The 15,450-nt window shown below is 71.0% G+C and carries 11 protein-coding genes; 9 read left to right on the top strand and 2 right to left on the bottom strand.

Annotated elements, in window-relative coordinates:
* Positions 1–106: 106 nt before the first annotated feature.
* From M8C17_RS12995 to ispG, 5 genes are all read left to right on the top strand, one after another.
* A complete protein-coding gene (locus M8C17_RS12995) occupies positions 107–4,030 on the top strand; it encodes a CARDB domain-containing protein (protein WP_252416685.1) in 3,924 nt (1,307 codons plus the stop codon).
* Positions 4,031–4,172: 142 nt separating this feature from the next.
* The gene (locus tag M8C17_RS12990) at positions 4,173–4,580 is read left to right on the top strand and encodes a Uma2 family endonuclease (protein ID WP_308209418.1); all 408 of its coding nucleotides are present in this window, start codon (positions 4,173–4,175) and stop codon (positions 4,578–4,580) included.
* 43 nt (positions 4,581–4,623) lie between these two features.
* The gene (gene dxr, locus M8C17_RS12985; RefSeq protein WP_252416683.1) at positions 4,624–5,835 is read left to right on the top strand and encodes a 1-deoxy-D-xylulose-5-phosphate reductoisomerase; all 1,212 of its coding nucleotides are present in this window, start codon (positions 4,624–4,626) and stop codon (positions 5,833–5,835) included.
* Positions 5,835–7,085 (top strand): RIP metalloprotease, encoded by a 1,251-nt coding sequence (locus tag M8C17_RS12980; RefSeq protein WP_252416682.1) that lies wholly within the window; start codon positions 5,835–5,837, stop codon positions 7,083–7,085. The genes dxr and M8C17_RS12980 overlap by 1 nt, the downstream gene beginning before the upstream one ends.
* 9 nt (positions 7,086–7,094) lie before the next feature.
* Entirely contained in the window at positions 7,095–8,267 is a 1,173-nt protein-coding gene (ispG, locus tag M8C17_RS12975) for a flavodoxin-dependent (E)-4-hydroxy-3-methylbut-2-enyl-diphosphate synthase (protein WP_130408231.1), read from the top strand.
* A 108-nt stretch (positions 8,268–8,375) separates the two neighbouring features.
* On the opposite strand, the gene M8C17_RS12970 is transcribed toward ispG, so the two are convergent.
* Complete coding sequence (locus M8C17_RS12970) at positions 8,376–8,957, bottom strand: PadR family transcriptional regulator (protein WP_252416681.1); 582 nt, start codon at positions 8,955–8,957, stop codon at positions 8,376–8,378.
* 109 nt (positions 8,958–9,066) lie between these two features.
* Between M8C17_RS12970 and M8C17_RS12965 the strand changes: the two genes are divergently transcribed.
* Together M8C17_RS12965 and M8C17_RS12960 are read left to right on the top strand one after the other, a co-directional pair.
* Positions 9,067–10,290 (top strand): MFS transporter, encoded by a 1,224-nt coding sequence (locus M8C17_RS12965; RefSeq protein ID WP_252416680.1) that lies wholly within the window; start codon positions 9,067–9,069, stop codon positions 10,288–10,290.
* A gap of 57 nt (positions 10,291–10,347) precedes the next feature.
* Positions 10,348–11,187 carry a DUF4081 domain-containing GNAT family N-acetyltransferase gene (locus tag M8C17_RS12960; protein WP_252416679.1) on the top strand — a complete coding sequence of 280 codons (840 nt, stop codon included), beginning with the start codon at positions 10,348–10,350 and terminating at the stop codon, positions 11,185–11,187.
* 102 nt (positions 11,188–11,289) lie between these two features.
* Here M8C17_RS12960 and M8C17_RS12955 read toward each other — a convergent pair whose 3' ends face one another.
* Positions 11,290–11,853 carry a hypothetical protein gene (locus M8C17_RS12955; protein ID WP_252416678.1) on the bottom strand — a complete coding sequence of 188 codons (564 nt, stop codon included), beginning with the start codon at positions 11,851–11,853 and terminating at the stop codon, positions 11,290–11,292.
* Positions 11,854–12,439: 586 nt separating this feature from the next.
* Between M8C17_RS12955 and M8C17_RS12950 the strand changes: the two genes are divergently transcribed.
* Together M8C17_RS12950 and M8C17_RS12945 are read left to right on the top strand one after the other, a co-directional pair.
* Positions 12,440–13,216: an ATP-binding cassette domain-containing protein gene (locus M8C17_RS12950; protein ID WP_252416677.1), complete on the top strand. Its 777-nt coding sequence runs from the start codon at positions 12,440–12,442 to the stop codon at positions 13,214–13,216.
* A complete protein-coding gene (locus M8C17_RS12945) occupies positions 13,213–15,447 on the top strand; it encodes a YhgE/Pip family protein (RefSeq protein ID WP_252416676.1) in 2,235 nt (744 codons plus the stop codon). The genes M8C17_RS12950 and M8C17_RS12945 overlap by 4 nt, the downstream gene beginning before the upstream one ends.
* Positions 15,448–15,450: the final 3 nt, after the last annotated feature.

Here is a 15,450-nt window from a genome sequence, read left to right as displayed (position 1 = left end):
ACGCTCCACGCCGTGGTCCAGCCATCCGCGGCACCGTCCCCCCAACGACAGGACAGTGATGAGACGAACGAACCGGTTCAGGATGGTGGCGGCGACAGTCGCCGCCATGATGATCGCGACGGCAGGGTCGACGGCTGTCGCGAACCCCGCAGGCGCCGCCAGCCCCGCCGACACGACTGCCGCGACGAGCACCGCCTTCGCCCCGGCGGCCACCAACCTCGCCCAGGGGCGCCCGACCCAGGAGAGCGGCCACGCCGACGTCTACGACTCGTCGAAGGTCGTCGACGGCAACGCGGGCAGCTACTGGGAGAGCACCAACAACTCGTTCCCGGAGTGGGTGCAGGTCGATCTCGGCTCGTCGCAGGCCGTCAACCAGGTCGTGCTGAAGCTGCCGACCTCCGGTTGGGCGACGCGCACGCAGACCCTGAGCGTGCAGGGCAGCGCCACCGGATCGTCGTTCAGCGACCTGGTCGGGTCGCAGACCTACACCTTCAACCCGGCGACCGGCAGCACGGTCACGATCAACTTCAGCCAGACCTCCACCCGCTACGTGCGGATCACCATCACGGCCAACAGCGGCTGGCCGGCCGGGCAGCTCTCCGAACTGGAGGTCTACGGCAGCGGCGGTAGCGTCCCGGACACCACCGCGCCGAGCGTGCCGGGAAACCTCTCGTACACCCAGTCCGGCACGACGATCACCCTCAACTGGGTCGCGTCGACCGACAACCCGGGCGGCAGCGGCATCGCCGGCTACGACGTCTACCGCAACGGTGCGTTCCTCCAGTCAATCGGGAACGTGACCACCTTCAACGACACGCAGCCGACGACGGCCACCGTGTCCTACCACGTCCGGGCGCGCGACGCCGCCGGCAACCTGTCGGGCAACAGCAACACGGTGACCCGCACCGGCGGTGGTGACACCACCGCGCCGAGCGTTCCCGGGACGCTGTCGCAGAGCACGTCGGGCAGCACGATCACGCTCAACTGGGGTGCCTCCACCGACTCCGGCGGCAGCGGGCTGGCCGGCTACAACGTCTACCGGGGCGGCAACCTGATCGCGACGCTGGGCACCGTCCTCAGCTACCAGGACACCCAGCCGGCGACGGCGACCGTGTCGTACTTCGTCCGCGCCCGTGACGGCGCCGGCAACCTGTCCGGCAACAGCAACACCGTCACCCGGACCGGCAGCAATCCGCCTGCCTGCACCAACGTGGCGCAGGGCAAGAGCATGACGGCGAGCGGCTCCACCTTCACGTTCACCCCCGAGAAGGCGAACGACGGGCAGCTCACCACCTACTGGGAGGGCGCGGCGAGCTACCCGCAGAACCTGACCGTGGCGCTGGGCGCGAACCACTCCATCTCGTCCGTCACCGTCAGACTGAACCCGGACCCGGCCTGGGGCACCCGTAGCCAGACCATCCAGGTCCTCGGCCGCGACCAGGCGGCGTCCGCGTACACCAGTCTGGTGTCGGCGGCGAGCTACCAGTTCCTCCAGGGCACCAACGTGGTGAGCATCCCGGTCACCGCGACCACCGCCGACGTGCAACTGCGGTTCACCGCCAACAGCGGTGCGCCGTCTGGCCAGGTGGCCGAGCTTGAGGTGTGCGGCACGCCGGCACCCAACCCGGACCTGGTCATCAGCTCGGCGACCTGGTCCCCGGCGTCGCCCAGCGAGGCCAGCCCGGTCACCCTCTCGGCCGTCGTGCAGAACATCGGGTCGGCGGCGGCCGCCGCCACCACGGTGAACTTCAGCCTGGCCGGCGCGGTCGTCGGCAGCGCCGCCGTGGGAGCACTCGCCGCGGGAGGCTCGACCACTGTCTCGTTCAACGCCGGCACCCGCCCGATGGGCAGCTACAGCGTCTCGGCGGTGGTCGACCCGACGAACACGATCGTCGAGCAGAACAACGGCAACAACAGCTTCACGGCACCCACGCCGCTGGTGGTCACGCAGGCGCCAGGGCCCGACCTGCAGGTCCTCAGCATCAGCTCCAACCCGCCGAACCCGGCCGTCGGGGCCTCGGTCACGTTCACCGTGGCGGTTCGCAACCGCGGCACCACCGCGACCGGCGCGACCACGGTCACCCGGTTGACCGCGGGCAGCACCACGCTCAACACCAACACCGCCTCGATCGCCGCCGGGGCGACGGTCAACGTGGCCGTCGCCGGAAGCTGGACCGCCACCAGCGGCGGAGCCACCATCACCGCCACGGCCGACGCGACGAACACCGTCGCCGAGACGAACGAGACCAACAACTCGTTCAGCCAGTCGATCGTGGTCGGGCGTGGGGCGGCGGTCCCGTACGTCTCCTACGAGGCGGAGGCCGCCCAGTACCAGGGCACGCTGCTGGAGACCGACCCCCTGCGTACGTTCGGCCACACCAACTTCGCCACCGAGTCCTCGGGCCGCAAGTCGGTGCGTCTGAACAGCACCGGGCAGTTCGTCCAGTTCACCTCGGCCAACCCGGCCAACGCCATCGTGGTGCGCAACTCCATCCCGGACGCTCCGGGCGGTGGCGGCATCGAGGCGACGATCAGCCTCTACATCAACGACGTCTTCTCCCGGAAGCTGACCCTCTCGTCGCGGCACAGCTGGCTCTACGGCAACACCGACGGGCCGGAGGCACTGACCAACACGCCACAGGCCGACGCCCGGCGGCTGTTCGACGAGTCGAACGCGCTGCTGGCGCAGTCGTACCCGGCCGGCACCCGCTTCAAGTTGCAGCGCGACGCCGGTGACAACGCCTCGTTCTACGTCATCGACATGATCGACCTGGAGCAGGTGGCGCCGGCGGCGAGCCAGCCGGCCGGATGCACCTCGATCACGTCGTACGGTGCGGTCCCCAACGACGGGCTCGACGACACCGCGGCCATCCAGCGGGCGGTGACCGACGACCAGAACGGGGTCATCGGCTGCGTCTGGATCCCGGCGGGGCAGTGGCGGCAGGAGCAGAAGATCCTGACCGACGACCCGCTGAACCGGGGTACGCACAACCAGGTCGGCATCAGCAACGTCACCATCCGGGGTGCCGGTATGTGGCACTCGCAGCTCTACACGCTGACCGAGCCGCAGAACGTGGTGGGCGGCATCAACCACCCGCACGAGGGCAACTTCGGCTTCGACATCGACAAGAACACCCAGATCTCCGACATCGCCATCTTCGGCTCGGGCCGGATCCGTGGCGGTGACGGCAATGCAGAGGGCGGCGTCGGTCTGAACGGTCGCTTCGGCACCGGCACCAGGATCAGCAACGTCTGGATCGAACACGCCAACGTGGGCGTCTGGGTGGGCCGCGACTACGACAACATCCCCGACCTGTGGGGGCCGGCCGACGGGCTGGAGTTCACCGGCATGCGGATCCGCAACACCTACGCCGACGGCATCAACTTCAGCAACGGCACGCGGAACTCGCGGGTGTTCAACTCGTCCTTCCGCACCACGGGCGACGACGCCCTCGCCGTCTGGGCCAACCCGTACGTGAAGGACCGCAACGTCGACATCGCCCACGACAACCACTTCGTCAACAACACCATCCAGCTGCCCTGGCGGGCGAACGGCATCGCCATCTACGGCGGTTACGACAACTCGATCGAGAACAACCTGATCTACGACACCGCGAACTACCCGGGCATCATGCTGGCGACCGACCACGACCCGCTGCCCTTCTCCGGGACGACGCTGATCGCCAACAACGGGCTCTACCGGACCGGTGGCGCCTTCTGGAACGAGGACCAGGAGTTCGGTGCCATCACCCTGTTCCCCGCCACCAGGGACATCGTCGGGGTGACGATCCGGGACACCGACATCATCGACTCGACCTACGACGGCATCCAGTTCAAGAACGGCGGCGGCAACATGCCGAACGTCGCGATCACCAACGTGCGGATCGACAAGTCCAACAACGGTGCCGGCATCCTCGCGATGGGCGGCGCGCGCGGCAACGCCAACCTGACCAATGTGACCATCACCAACTCGGCCGACGGCAACATCGTCATCCAGCCGGGCTCGCAGTTCGTCATCAACGGCGGCTGATCCCGACCGGGGGCCGCTCCGGCGGCCCCCGGCCAACGGTTGCTCTTGATCAACACGGTTTCCATGAAGTCGGGGTGTCCGCATGCTGCGGATACCCCGACTTCCATGAGCCCGAGTCGATCATCGTCGGGCGTCGTCGCGCATCGAGCTCGTCGCTGCGCTGGCAGCGGCCCGCGCCGTCGAGCTGGATGATCTCTTCATCCCGGACATTGCTGTGCTGCGTAACTCGGGCGGTGGTCGCACGACGGTTCCCATCGCCGAGGCGGTGCTGCTGGGGGAGATCGTTTCACCGGGTAATCGGCGCAAGGACGTGATCGACCGCCCCCGGGAGTACGGGGCTGTCGGGGTGCCCTTCTTCCTCCGGGTGGACCTGCGTAACCGGGTGCCGACCATGGCCCTGTTCGAGTTGGTCGACGGTGAATACCGACCGTTGGCCGCCGCTGCGGCGGGAAGCACCTTCGCCATGCGGGAGCCGTTCGAGTTCGCCATCGATCCGGCGGAGCTGTTGGACGAGGAGGCGCCAACGGAGCAGGTGGACGGGGAGGGCTGAGGCTCCCAGTGGGCGTTCAGCGACGGTGGGAGAGAATGGCCCAGTGACCTCCCCCCGCGACCTCGTCCTGCTCGGGTCCACCGGTTCGATCGGTACCCAGGCCATCGACATCGTCCGGCGCAACCCGGACCGCTTCCGGGTGGTGGCGCTCGGCGCCGGTGGCGGCAACGTCGCGCTGCTCGCCGCTCAGGCCCTGGAACTCGGGGTCGACGCGGTCGGGGTGGCCAAGGCGTCCGCCGCACAGGACCTCCAGCTCGCGTTCTACGCCGAGGCGAGCCGGCGCGGCTGGGCCACCGGCGACTTCAAGCTCCCCAAGATCGTGGCCGGCCCGGACGCGATGACCGAGCTGGCGCAGTGGCCGTGCGACATCGTGCTCAACGGGGTGGTCGGCTCGCTGGGCCTCGCTCCTACGCTGGCCGCGCTGCGGGGTGGTCGTACCCTCGCGTTGGCCAACAAGGAGTCGCTCGTGGCCGGCGGCCCGCTGGTCAGGGCCGCAGTGACGCGGCCGGGGCAGATCGTGCCGGTCGACTCGGAGCACACGGCGTTGGCTCAGTGCCTGCGCTCCGGCTCGCGCCCGGAGGTGCGTCGGCTGATCGTCACGGCCAGTGGCGGCCCGTTCCGGGGCCGGAGCCGCGACGAGTTGACGCAGGTCACACCCGAGCAGGCCCTTGCCCACCCGACCTGGAACATGGGAAAGGTCATCACGATCAACTCGGCCACCATGGTCAACAAGGCGCTTGAGGTGATCGAGGCGCACGAGCTGTTCGACGTGCCCTACGCCGACATCACCGTGATGGTGCACCCGACCTCGGTGATCCACTCGATGGTCGAGTTCGTCGACGGGTCGACGATCGCCCAGGCCAGCCCACCGGACATGCGGTTGCCCATCGCGGTCGCGCTCGGCTGGCCGGACCGGGTGCCCGGAGCCGCGGCCGCCGTGGACTGGACGGCCTCGCACACCTGGGAGTTCGCGCCGCTCGACGACGAGGCGTTCCCGGCCGTCGCCCTGGCCAAGGCCGCCGGGGAGGCCGGGCGCTCCCGCCCGGCGATCTACAACGCGGCGAACGAGGAGTGCGTCGAGGCGTTCGTGGGGGGCCGGCTGCCGTTCCTGGGCATCGTCGACACCCTGGAGCGCGTGTTGGAGGACGCTCCGGACTTCGACGAACCAGGTACCGTCGAGGACGTGCTCGCGGCCGAGTCGTGGGCACGCGCCCACGCGCAGAAGATCATCGCGGGTTCGGTGGAAGGAGCTTGATGTCGTACCTGCTCGGGGTGGTCCTCTTCGCCCTGGCCATCCTCATCTCGGTGAGTCTGCACGAGGCGGGGCACCTGCTGACCGCCAAGATGTTCGGGATGAAGGTCACCAAGTACTTCGTCGGATTCGGCCCCACCCTCTGGTCGTTCAAGCGGGGCGAGACCGAGTACGGCGTCAAGGGGATCCCGCTCGGCGGCTTCTGCAAGATCGTGGGGATGACCCCGCAGGACGACGACGTCGAGCCGGGTGACGAGTCGCGGGTGATGTGGCGCTACCCGGTCTGGAAGCGGACGATCGTGATGGCCGCCGGGTCGATCACGCACTTCGCGCTCGCCCTGATCACGATCTGGATCCTCGCCGTCTCCGCCGGCCTGCCCAACCCCGACTTCCCGACCACCGACGCGCAGGCCCGCCAGGAGCCGGCGGTCATCCAGCTCAGCGAGTGTGTGGTGCCGGAGAACGCGGTGCGGGCGTGCACGCCCGCCGACGCGGCCAGCCCCGCCGCCCAGGCGCAACTGCGCGACGGTGACCGGATCACCTCGGTCAACGGCACCCCGATCGGCAACTACGGCGACCTGCTCACCACGCTGCGCAGCCTCAAGCCGGGGGACACCGCGCAGATCCAGTACGTCCGCGACGGGCAGCCGGGCAGCACCAGCACGGTGCTGGCCCAGACCGAGCGTCCGCCGCTGGACGACCCGAACGGCGCCGCCGCACCCGTGGCCGCCCTCGGCGTGGGCCTCGTTCCCAGCACCCCCACCCGGGTGACGTACGGGCCGGTCGGTGCCTTCGGCGCGACCGCCGACTTCACCGGCGAGCTGGCCGTCGGCACCGCGCAGGCGCTGCAGCGGCTCCCGCAGAAGGTCCCCGCCCTGTGGACCGCCCTCACCGGCGGCGAGCGGGACGTGGACACCCCGATCAGCGTGGTGGGCGCCAGCCGGCTCGGCGGCGAGGCCGTGGAGAACAACGCCTGGCTGGTCTTCTTCATGCTCTTCGTGTCGCTGAACTTCTTCATCGGCGTGTTCAACCTGCTGCCGTTGCTCCCCGTGGACGGCGGCCACATCGCCATCGCCTGGTTCGAACGGGCCCGCTCCTGGGTCTACGCGCGGATCGGCCGGGCCGACCCCGGCCGGGTGGACTACCTCAAACTGATGCCCTTCACGTACGTGGTGATCCTGATCGGTGGCGCGTTCACGCTGCTGACCATCGCCGCGGACGTCGTCAACCCGATCACGCTCTTCTCAAGGTGAGTGCCTGAAGTGACCGCAATCAGTCTCGGTATGCCCGCCGTGCCGCCGCCGCCGCTCGCTCCCCGTCGGGCCAGCCGCCAGATCATGGTCGGTTCGGTCCCCGTCGGTGGCGGTGCGCCGGTGTCCGTGCAGTCGATGACCACCACCCTCACCTCTGACGTCAACGCCACTCTCCAGCAGATCGCCGAGCTGACCGCGTCCGGCTGTCAGATCGTCCGGGTGGCGGTGCCGTCCCAGGACGACGTCGAGGCCCTGCCGGCGATCGCGAAGAAGTCGCAGATCCCGGTGATCGCCGACATTCACTTCCAGCCCAAGTACGTCTTCGCCGCGATCGACGCGGGCTGCGCGGCCGTCCGGGTCAACCCGGGCAACATCCGCCAGTTCGACGACAAGGTCAAGGAGATCGCCAGGGCCGCCGGCGACGCCGGCGTGCCGATCCGGATCGGCGTCAACGCCGGCTCGCTGGACAAGCGGCTGCTCAGCAAGTACGGCAAGGCCACCGCCGAGGCGCTGGTCGAGTCGGCGCTCTGGGAGTGCTCGCTGTTCGAGGAGCACGGCTTCCGCGACATCAAGATCTCGGTCAAGCACAACGACCCCGTCGTGATGATCCGTGCGTACCGGCAGCTGGCCGAGCAGTGCGACTACCCGCTGCACCTGGGCGTCACCGAGGCCGGCCCGGCCTTCCAGGGCACCATCAAGTCGGCGGTCGCGTTCGGCGCCCTGCTCGCCGAGGGGATCGGCGACACCATCCGGGTGTCGCTCTCCGCCCCGCCGGTCGAGGAGATCAAGGTCGGCAACCAGATCCTGGAGTCGCTGGGCCTGCGCGAGCGGGGCCTGGAGATCGTCTCCTGCCCGTCCTGCGGGCGGGCCCAGGTGGACGTCTACAAGCTCGCCGAGGAGGTCACCGCCGGTCTGGAAGGGCTGCCGGTGCCGCTGCGGGTCGCCGTCATGGGCTGCGTCGTCAACGGCCCCGGTGAGGCCCGCGAGGCCGACCTCGGTGTCGCCTCCGGCAACGGCAAGGGCCAGATCTTCGTCAAGGGGCAGGTCGTCAAGACGGTGCCCGAGGCGCAGATCGTGGAGACGCTCATCGAGGAGGCGCTGCGGATCGCCGACGAGATGGGCGCCGAGCTTCCCGAGGAACTGCGCGGGCTGGTCACCGGCCCGACCGTCACCGTGCACTGATCCACCCGCCGGCGCGCTCTGTCGCGCCGACGACGCACAGCGAAGAGAGCGGCCGTCTCCCGTGGGGAAACGGCCGCTCTCTCGGTGTTCCGGTGGTGCTGCCTCGTGTCACTCGGATTCGGCGAGGATCGCGTACAGCTTGCGTCGGGTCTCGTCGAGCACCTTGGCGGCCCGCTCACGCTGGTCGTCGGTGCCGTTCATCATCACCTGGCGCAGCGCGCTCATCGCCTGCGTACCGGCGTCACGGATGTCGTGCCAGCTGTTCACCGTGCCCTCGGCGAACTCCGCCCACGGTGGGGTCTGCGCGGCCTCGGTGGCCTCGGCCTGACCGGCCTCGGTGACCGTGAACCGCTTCCGTCCGCCGCCGGACTCCTCCGTGCTGGCGACGATCACGCCCTCGTCCTCCAGCAGTTGGAGGGTGGGGTAGATCGAACCCGGGCTCGGGCGCCAGGCGCCGCCGGTGCGGGAGTCGATCTCCTGGATCATCTCGTAGCCGTGCATCGGCCGCTCGGTGAGCAGGGCCAACACCGCGCCCCGGACGTTGGGGCGTCGGCCCCGACCCCGTCCGCGGCCGCGCCCACCCCAGGGGCCACCGTGGCCGTGGCCGTGGGGGCCGGGCGGGACCGGCGGGAAGCCGAAGCCGCGCATCCGGGCCTCGTGCATCGGGTGCTGCTGTCGATGGAATCTCATTGCTGTTCCTCTCTAGGACTGTCGCTGATGCATCAACGATATATCGCCAACGCATCGCCGACAAGTTCGGGTTCACAAACCGTACGTACGTCTTGGTATGGTGACGGTCATGCGGCTGCTTCCCCCGCCGGGCCCGGCCCGGACCCTCACCCTCGGCACCCTGGTCAAGACCGTCGGGCGGGGCCTCTGGCTGGTCTCCAGCGCGCTCTTCCTCACCCGGTCCGTCGGCCTCTCGCCAACCCAGGTCGGCATCGGGCTCACCATCTCGGCGTTGGCCGGCGTGCTCGCCAGCGCACCCAGCGGCTACCTCGCCGACCGCATCGGGCCGCGCGGCGCGCAGGTCGGCGGGCTGATCGTCGCCGGCACCCTGACCGCCGGTCTGATCACCGTCCGCTCGTTCGCCGCCTTCCTGGTGGTGGGCGCCGCCACGGCACTCGCCGACGCGGTCGAGCGCGGCGCCCGGGGCGCGCTGATCGCCGGCGCGATCCCCGCCGACCAACGGGTGCACACCCGCGCCTACCTGAGGGCCACCACCAACGTCGGCATCTCCGTCGGCGCCGTCCTCGGCGGCTTCGCCATCGCCGCCGACACCCGCGCCGGGTACGTCGCGCTGATCCTGACCGCGGCGGCCGCGTCGCTGGGCGCGGCGGCGGTCTTCCTCCGGCTGCCCACCGTCGCGCCGGTCGCCGCCCCGACCCACGGACCCCGGCTGGTCGCCCTCCGGGACCGCCCGTTCCTCGTCTTCACCCTGCTCGACGGGCTGATGTCCATGCACTTCAGCCTGCTCACCATCGCCCTGCCGCTGTGGATCGCGGGGCACACCCGGGCGCCAGCCTGGATGATCTCCGCGTTGACGCTGGTCAACACCGTGCTGGTGGTGCTCCTGCAGGTACGCGCCGCGCGCAGCGCCGTCACCCTGCCCGGGGCCGCCCGCGCCTCCCGTCGGGCGGGGGTGGCCATCGCCCTGGCCTGCGTACTCTTCGCCGCCAGCGGGGCGCTGCCCACGGCCGCCGCCATCGGCCTTCTCTGCTGCGGGTCGCTGGTGCACGTGATCGGGGAGCTGTGGCACTCCGCGGCCGGCTGGGGGATCTCCTTCGGCCTGGCGCCGGCCGACGCGCAGGGGCAGTACCAGGGCACGTACGGCATGGGCTACGAACTGGGCAAGATGCTCGCACCGGTGGTCGTGACCAGCCTCGCGCTCGGCTGGGGCGTACCGGGGTGGCTGCTGCTCGGTGGGCTGTTCCTCCTGCTCGGTGCCCTCGTGCCCCCGGTCGTCCGGTGGGCCGGCCGCACCCGGTCGACCAGCCTGGAAGCCGAGCCGGTGACCGTCTGAGGCCGGGCTCGTCACTCGGCCGGCGGGGTGGGGGGACCATCTGGCAGGCTGGTACACGTGCTGACGGTGCCGGTACGGCAACTGGGAGAATCGGAGCGCCGCGCGGTCGAGCGACTGCTCGACCTGGACCCGTTCGCGGGCGCGCAGGTCGCCGAGCGTGTCGCCGCGCGCGGACTCTCCTGGTGGCGGGCCGAGGGCAGAATCCTGGGGTACGGCTCGCGCCGCAACCTCGAATCGCTCTGCTGGCTCGGCGGCAACCTGACCCCGGTGCTCGCCACCGAACCAGCCATCGCGGCCTTTGCCGACCTCCTCGCCGGCGAGGAGCGGATCTGCTCCTCCATCGTCGGCCGCGCGGACGCCGTCCTCGGCCTGTGGGACCGCCTCTCCGACACCTGGGGTCCGGCCCGGGACGTCCGCCCCAACCAGCCGCTGCTCGCCACCGACGCGCTGCCGCCCGTGCCAACCGACCCGGAGGTACGCCGCGTCCGCGCCGGTGAGGTCGACCGGCTCTTCCCGGCGGCCGTGGCCATGTACACCGAGGAGGTCGGCGTCTCCCCGCTGGCCGAGGACGCCGGGCGCAGCTACCGCCGGCGGGTCAACGACCTGGTCCGCGCCGGTCGGGCGTATGCCCGGTTCGTGGACGGCAAGGTCGTGTTCAAGGCCGAACTGGCCGTGGTGACCAAGCGGACCGCGCAGGTCCAGGGCGTCTGGGTGGCACCGGAGTGGCGGGGCCGGGGCATCGCCACCGCCGCGATGGCGGCCGTCGTCCGCGACGCGCTGCTGCGGGTCGCCCCGACGGTCAGCCTGTACGTCAACGACTTCAACCAGCCGGCCCGCCGGGTCTACGAGCGCTGTGGCTTCCAGCCGATCGGCACGCTCGCCACGGTCCTCTTCTGACCGTCGGTCCTGGCTCCTGCCAGGATTCGCCACCGGGTCCAGACATGCCGCTGGCCGGCACCCGTGTCGGGTGCCGGCCAGCGATCAGATTGCTCTATCGGGTCAGCTGTTCCAGTACTGGGCGACGAGGTCGGTGGCCTGCTGCTCCCACTGGGCGTAGGCATCCGGGTACGCCGACACCTGCACGGTCTGCGCGGCGTCGGTCAGTGGCATGTCCTGCCACCCGTCGACCTGCTTCAAACCCTTCAGGAACGCCGTCGTCGAGTAGGCCGGATCGGTGATCTGCTCCGGGGTACCCCAACCCGAACTCGGCCGCTGCTGGAACAGGCCCAGCGAGTCGTGATCGTTCATGTCGCCGAGGTGGCCCAGGTTCTCCAGCTTCGACTCCTGCAGGCTCGTCGCGATCGAGATGACCGCGGCCCGCTCGGGCAGGCCCGCCTTCTTCGTCGCGGCGATGATCGCCTTCACGTTGGCGGTCTGCTCGTCGTTCAGGTCGATGTGCGACTGCTCGCCCTGCGGGCTCGGCTTGGCGGTCTGCACGGCAACCGCGGCCGCCTTGCCGTCGACGGGGGCGTTGGCGTGGGCGGCGATCGGGCCGGCGAACACACCACCGGCGAACGCGAGACCAGCAACGGACAGCATGCTCTTACGGATGATCGTGTTCATGGGGGTAGCTCCTTCACGGGGGTAGACACCCGGTCGCTCGGGGGAACGACACGCAGGGTGCAAGCACCTCGTCCGGCGCTTCTCAAACACGGGGGGAAAGTCTTTTCGGCGGCTCACGGGCGGGGGGCTCGTGGCGCCGGGTCTGTGTGTAACGACCGCCGGGCCGGAGTCATTCCGGGGTGCGGCACCCTGACGTGCGGGTGCTGGTGCGGTCGTTCAGGGGATGTGTAACGACCGGCTGGGGCCTGGCATTCCAACCCTGGGGGTCGGGGCGGCGGGCCGTGGTGCTGCGATCGTCAGGGTATGTAACGACCGCGGGCCGGCCCCCATTCCGGCGCGCGGATGCAGCCGGTCACACGGCAGGGACCCCCGAAATCAGACATGGGACTCCAGACCACCCGAACCAGACCTCGGGGGCGGTCGCTGTCATCGGCGCCATACCTCAGAGGCATAAATATGCCTCTGAGGTATCACGCTCACTGCCGCCTTCGGCCCGACCCCTCCCTCACGGCCGACCGGAGCCGACGTGACTATGCTGAACATGTTTTTAGACTGACCAGTCAGTACAGAGATGCAGGGTGGAGCAATGGTGGTCCTCGAAGCGAGCGGGCTCGGCCTGCGTACCCGCCGAGGGTGGGTGTTCCGGGACGTCGACCTCACGGCGAACGCCGGGGAACTTCACGCCATCGTCGGCGCGCCAGGCAGTGGCCGTACCTCGCTGCTGCTCGCGCTGGCGGGCCACTTTCCCACCAGCCAGGGACGGCTGCGGCGGCACGGCCGGGGGGCGCTCGGCCACGTGGCCGGGGTGCACGAACCGGACCCGGAGCTGACAGTCGCCGAGCACATCGCCGAGAGGCTGCTGCTGCTCGGCCGGACTAGCCTGCCGGCCGGATCGGCGACGCCATCCAGTCAGCAGGGCCGTCTGCGTGGTGGCCGGCGGATGGTGTCGCTGCGGCACCGGCGGGCGGAGCGGCGGGACGCGGCGGCGGCCGTGATCGAGGGTGCTGGGCTGGGTGCGGAGACACCGCTCGACCCGGCCAGCCGGGGGAGGGACCTGACCCCGGTGCAGCGGCAGGTGCTGGGCCTGGTGCTGGCCACTCTGAGCGGGCCGGATCTGATCGTCGCCGACGACATCGACGCGGGCACGGACGGGACGGAACGCGCCCAGCTCTGGACCACTCTCGGCCGGCTGGCCGAACAGGGCTACGCGGTGGTGGTCACCGCCCGTGAGGTGGAACCGCGCTCGGTGTCGGTCGTGCACCGGCTCGGCGAGCCGGCCGCCCTCGACCGGGCCGCCGAGCCCGTCGATGCGAACGAAGCCGCCGGGACCGCTGGCACCCGCCAGATTGAGGTGAACCTATGAACTCCGTCCGACTGGCCCGGTTCGAGCTGCGCCGGATGACCCGGGGACGGCTGCCCCGGGCCGCGCTGGCCGTGTTGACCGTCGTCCCGCTGCTCTACGGCGCGTTGTACCTGTACGCCTTCTGGGATCCGTACGGGAACCTCGACCGGATTCCGGTCGCGTTGGTCAACGCCGACCGGCCGGCGAAGGCCGACGACGGTTCGGTGGTGCACGCCGGGCAGGACCTGACCGACGAGCTGATCGATCGGCGCGTGTTCGGGTGGCAGGTCACCGACGCCGAGGACGCGGCCGCTGGGCTGCGCAGCGGCCGCTACCACCTGGTGTTCTCCATCCCGGCGGACTTCTCCGCCACGCTCGCCGCGAGCCCGCAACCAGGTCAGCCGGCGCACCGGGGCGAGTTGAAGGTGGTCAACGACGACGCCACCAACTACCTGTCGGGGCTGCTCGCCCGCTCCGCGTTCGGCGAGATCAGGGCTGCCGCCGCGGAGAGCACCGCCTCGGGCTACTTCGCCAGGATGCTGGTCGGCTTCACCGACGCCAAGGCCGAGACCGGCCGGGCCGCCGACGGTGCCGCTCGTATCGCCGATGGGCTGGGCAGCTCCGAGTCCGGCGCGGGCCGGATCGCCGACGGGTTGGACAGCTCCGCCTCCGGCGCGGGGCAGGTCGCCGACGGGTTGGACAGCTCCGCCGCCGGAGCCGGCCGGCTCTCCGGCGGCCTGGACCAGAGCGCGCAGGGAGCCGACGAACTCGCCGCCGGGCTCGACCAGTTGCGGACCGGGGCGGCGCAGTTGGCCGACGGCACCGCACGGGCGGCAACCGCCACCAGGGCGGTCGCCAGCAAGGTGAACGGTGCGGCCGCCACCGTCGAACCGGTGCTGCGGGACAACGCCGAGCGGATCGAGGAATCGGCGACGGCCATCGCCGACGGCGCGCAGACGCTCGCCGACGGCCTCGACGCGCTGCCGCAACGGGCGCAGGCGGCTCTGACCCAGGCGCAGAGGGTGCGTGACCAGCTCGACGCCCTGGTCGCCGCGCATCCGGACCTGGCCGACGACCCGAACGTCAGCGCCGCCCGAACGGCCGCGGCGGCCACCGTCGAGGCGGCGCGGGCCGTCGTAGGTGGCCTCGACGATGCCGACCTGGTGGCGCTGCGGGAACGGATGACCACCGTGGCCGCCACGGCGCGGCAGATCGCCGACGCCGCACCACACCTGGCCGACGACGTGGCCGCGGCGCGCGGCAAGGTCGACGAGCTGGCCGCCGGGCTGGGCACCCTCGCCGACGGCAGCGCCGAGCTGCGCGACGGCCTCGGCGACGCGGCGACCGGCGCCGAGCAGCTACGCGGAGGGCTGTTCCGGCTGGCCACCGGCGCCCGCCAGCTGGACGGCGGGCTCAACCAGCTCAGCACCGGCAGCGAGCGGCTCGCCGACGGCCTGGTCCGGCTGGAGAACGGCGCCGGTGAGCTGGCCTCCGGGCTGACCCGGCTGGGCGGCGGCGCCGGCGACCTCGCCGACGGCCTCACCGCCGGCGAACAGAAGATCCCCGGGTACGACGACGCGGACGCCCGCGCCGGGATCCTCGGTGACCCGGTGTCGCTGGACCGGTCGACCCGTCACCCGTCCGGCTCGTACGGGGTGGGCTTCGCCCCGTACTTCCTCGGGCTGGCGCTCTGGGTCGGCGCGATGATCACGTACATGTTGCTGCGGCCGGTCAACCGGCGGCACGTGATGTCCGGCGCACCCGCCTGGCGGGTCGCGCTCGCCGGCTGGCTGCCCGCCGCGGCGGTCGGGTTGGCCCAGGCCGGGGTGCTGTTCGCGGTGGTGACGCTGGTGCTCGGGCTGGACCCGGCACGCCCCGCCGCGACGCTGGGCCTGCTGGCACTGGTCTCGCTCGCCTTCACGGCGATCATGCAGTGGCTCGGCGCCCAGCTCGGCGCGGCCGGGCGGCTCGGCGCGCTGGCCCTGCTGATGCTCCAGCTCACCTCCTCCGGCGGCACCTACCCGGTGCAGACCTCGCCCGGCTTCTTCCAGGCGATCCACCCGTGGCTGCCGATGAGCTATGTGGTGGCCGGGCTGCGGCACACCATCAACGGCGGTCCGGTCGGCCCGGTGGTGGTGGGCGTGCTCGTGCTGCTCGGGTTCGGGGCGGCGGCGGTGGCCCTCACCTCCGTCGCGGCCCGCCGCTCGCGCCGTCTCACCCCGGCGAAGCTGCACCCCGAGCTGACCATGTGAGGA

Source organism: Micromonospora sp. RHAY321 (genome assembly GCF_023896955.1).
In the GTDB taxonomy this organism is placed as follows: Bacteria; Actinomycetota; Actinomycetes; order Mycobacteriales; family Micromonosporaceae; genus Micromonospora.
Note: the sequence above shows the minus strand (reverse complement) of the source record. Positions and strands in the feature narration are given on the sequence as shown.

Excerpts from the sequence above, each read along its gene's own strand:
- M8C17_RS12965 (WP_252416680.1), top strand. The coding sequence starts at position 9,067 with ATGCGGCTGCTTCCCCCGCCGGGCCCGGCCCGGACCCTCACCCTCGGC.
- M8C17_RS12945 (WP_252416676.1), top strand. The coding sequence starts at position 13,213 with ATGAACTCCGTCCGACTGGCCCGGTTCGAGCTGCGCCGGATGACCCGG.
- M8C17_RS12980 (WP_252416682.1), top strand. The coding sequence starts at position 5,835 with ATGTCGTACCTGCTCGGGGTGGTCCTCTTCGCCCTGGCCATCCTCATC.
- M8C17_RS12950 (WP_252416677.1), top strand. The coding sequence starts at position 12,440 with ATGGTGGTCCTCGAAGCGAGCGGGCTCGGCCTGCGTACCCGCCGAGGG.
- M8C17_RS12970 (WP_252416681.1), bottom strand. The coding sequence starts at position 8,957 with ATGAGATTCCATCGACAGCAGCACCCGATGCACGAGGCCCGGATGCGC.
- M8C17_RS12995 (WP_252416685.1), top strand. The coding sequence starts at position 107 with ATGATGATCGCGACGGCAGGGTCGACGGCTGTCGCGAACCCCGCAGGC.
- M8C17_RS12955 (WP_252416678.1), bottom strand. The coding sequence starts at position 11,853 with ATGAACACGATCATCCGTAAGAGCATGCTGTCCGTTGCTGGTCTCGCG.